The sequence below is a fragment of the Vibrio kasasachensis genome (assembly GCF_050337565.1).
GTDB lineage: Bacteria > Pseudomonadota > Gammaproteobacteria > Enterobacterales > Vibrionaceae > Vibrio > Vibrio kasasachensis.
Genome location: NZ_JAKJTB010000005.1, coordinates 1 through 2923, shown reverse-complemented (window position 1 = coordinate 2923; position 2923 = coordinate 1). Strand labels below are relative to the sequence as shown.

General features: G+C 47.8%; 2 tRNA genes and 3 rRNA genes. All 5 read right to left on the bottom strand.

Annotated elements, in window-relative coordinates:
• Positions 1 to 308: 308 nt before the first annotated feature.
• Positions 309 to 384: transfer RNA gene (locus L4C38_RS00215), tRNA-Ala, on the bottom strand.
• A gap of 38 nt (positions 385 to 422) precedes the next feature.
• Positions 423 to 499, bottom strand: a tRNA-Ile gene (locus L4C38_RS00210).
• Between the two features lie 68 nt (positions 500 to 567).
• Positions 568 to 2114: ribosomal RNA gene (locus tag L4C38_RS00205) — 16S ribosomal RNA — on the bottom strand.
• 410 nt (positions 2115 to 2524) lie between these two features.
• Positions 2525 to 2640 (bottom strand): 5S ribosomal RNA (rrf, locus tag L4C38_RS00200).
• Positions 2641 to 2745: 105 nt separating this feature from the next.
• Positions 2746 to 2923, bottom strand: a 23S ribosomal RNA gene (locus L4C38_RS00195); the annotation flags it as partial.

Genomic DNA, 2923 nt, shown 5'->3' with positions numbered 1-2923 from the left:
TACAACCCGAAGGAGTTTCGTTAAACAACCAAGTTGTCTCTCTATTTTATGAGTGAGAGACGTTCGATTTTGCCGGACTCAATTTCGAATAATCACTTCACTAGGAAGTGATATTGCCAAGAACACTTGAATGTGTTTTTTGGTGTTTACCATNAAGGTAAACATTGAGAACTTTACAAATAATCTTNTTAAAGATTATTTAGTCAGCTTTCCAAATTGTTAAAGAGCGTGATTCNTTTTCTACTGAAAGAAAAAAACCATTTTTAAAAACACTCRACTTTCTAAYNGAAAGTAAATGTACTTAAAAATGGTGGAGCTATGCGGGATCGAACCGCAGACCTCCTGCGTGCAAGGCAGGCGCTCTCCCAGCTGAGCTATAGCCCCAAAGACTTAATGCTTAACCAATGCTTTTGGGAAAGTATTGGTGGGTCTGAGTGGACTCGAACCACCGACCTCCCGCTTATCAGGCGAGCGCTCTAACCAGCTGAGCTACAGACCCAACATTAAACTCTTGAACTTTATAAACATATCAATCTGTGTGGACACTCATTGTGAGTAATCATCGTATAAGGAGGTGATCCAGCGCCAGGTTCCCCTAGCGCTACCTTGTTACGACTTCACCCCAGTCATGAACCACAAAGTGGTGAGCGTCCTCCCCGAAAGGTTAAACTACCCACTTCTTTTGCAGCCCACTCCCATGGTGTGACGGGCGGTGTGTACAAGGCCCGGGAACGTATTCACCGTGGCATTCTGATCCACGATTACTAGCGATTCCGACTTCATGGAGTCGAGTTGCAGACTCCAATCCGGACTACGACGCACTTTTTGGGATTCGCTCACCATCGCTGGTTGGCTGCCCTCTGTATGCGCCATTGTAGCACGTGTGTAGCCCTACTCGTAAGGGCCATGATGACTTGACGTCGTCCCCACCTTCCTCCGGTTTGTCACCGGCAGTCTCCCTGGAGTTCCCGACATTACTCGCTGGCAAACAAGGATAAGGGTTGCGCTCGTTGCGGGACTTAACCCAACATTTCACAACACGAGCTGACGACAGCCATGCAGCACCTGTCTCAGAGTTCCCGAAGGCACACCTGCGTCTCCGCTGGYTTCTCTGGATGTCAAGAGTAGGTAAGGTTCTTCGCGTTGCATCGAATTAAACCACATGCTCCACCGCTTGTGCGGGCCCCCGTCAATTCATTTGAGTTTTAATCTTGCGACCGTACTCCCCAGGCGGTCTACTTAACGCGTTAGCTCCGGAAGCCACGGCTCAAGGCCACAACCTCCAAGTAGACATCGTTTACGGCGTGGACTACCAGGGTATCTAATCCTGTTTGCTCCCCACGCTTTCGCATCTGAGTGTCAGTATCTGTCCAGGGGGCCGCCTTCGCCACTGGTATTCCTTCAGATCTCTACGCATTTCACCGCTACACCTGAAATTCTACCCCCCTCTACAGTACTCTAGTCCGCCAGTTTCAAATGCTATTCCGAGGTTGAGCCCCGGGCTTTCACATCTGACTTAACGAACCACCTGCATGCGCTTTACGCCCAGTAATTCCGATTAACGCTCGCACCCTCCGTATTACCGCGGCTGCTGGCACGGAGTTAGCCGGTGCTTCTTCTGTCGCTAACGTCAAACGATAGTGCTATTAACACTAACGCCTTCCTCACGACTGAAAGTACTTTACAACCCGAAGGCCTTCTTCATACACGCGGCATGGCTGCATCAGGCTTGCGCCCATTGTGCAATATTCCCCACTGCTGCCTCCCGTAGGAGTCTGGACCGTGTCTCAGTTCCAGTGTGGCTGATCATCCTCTCAGACCAGCTAGGGATCGTCGCCTTGGTGAGCCCTTACCTCACCAACTAGCTAATCCCACCTAGGCATATCCTGACGCGAGAGGCCCGAAGGTCCCCCTCTTTGCTCCGAAGAGATTATGCGGTATTAGCCATCGTTTCCAATGGTTATCCCCCACATCAGGGCAATTTCCTAGGCATTACTCACCCGTCCGCCGCTCGTCAGCAAAGAAAGCAAGCTTTCTTCCTGTTACCGCTCGACTTGCATGTGTTAGGCCTGCCGCCAGCGTTCAATCTGAGCCATGATCAAACTCTTCAATTTAAAGTTTTTTCGGCTCAATGAATACTGACTTCAAAACTAATATTTATCCGAAGATAAACATGTAATTCTAAAGCTATTATCATTCCAACAGAATGATAATGAATTGACTGTGCCAAATAATTCCTTTCTGCCTGAGTTAGTCTTTATTTGTATTGGTCACTCAGTTCATTGAACCCAATGTGTTTCCGAAGAAACAGTTTTTGCCTAAGCAAAAACTTATTGGATTATCATCAACGAGTGCCCACACAGATTGATAGGTTTATATTGTTAAAGAGCTTTGCTTTCAGTGCCTTAGCACGTTAGCGAGGTGCGTATAATACGCTTCCCACTTTGAAAGTCAACATAAAACTCTAAGAAAACTTAAAATYYTATGGTGACTTGCTTGAATTTCAAGCAAGTGCGGAATTAAAGCCTGGCGATGTCCTACTCTCACATGGGGAGACCCCACACTACCATCGGCGCTATTGCGTTTCACTTCTGAGTTCGGCATGGGGTCAGGTGGGTCCGCAACGCTATGGTCGCCAAGCAAATTCTTTAATTCGGAAAGCTGGTTTCTCTAAAATAGAGAGTAAAGTTCTAATACACATTCAATCGTTCTTGTATTGAGTCCACAAAACCCCTTGGGTGTTGTATGGTTAAGCCTCACGGGCAATTAGTACAGGTTAGCTCAATGCCTCGCAGCACTTACACACCCTGCCTATCAACGTTCTAGTCTCGAACAACCCTTTAGGGCACTTAAAGTGCCAGGGAGAACTCATCTCAAGGCTCGCTTCCCGCTTAGATGCTTTCAGCGGTTATCGATTCCGAAC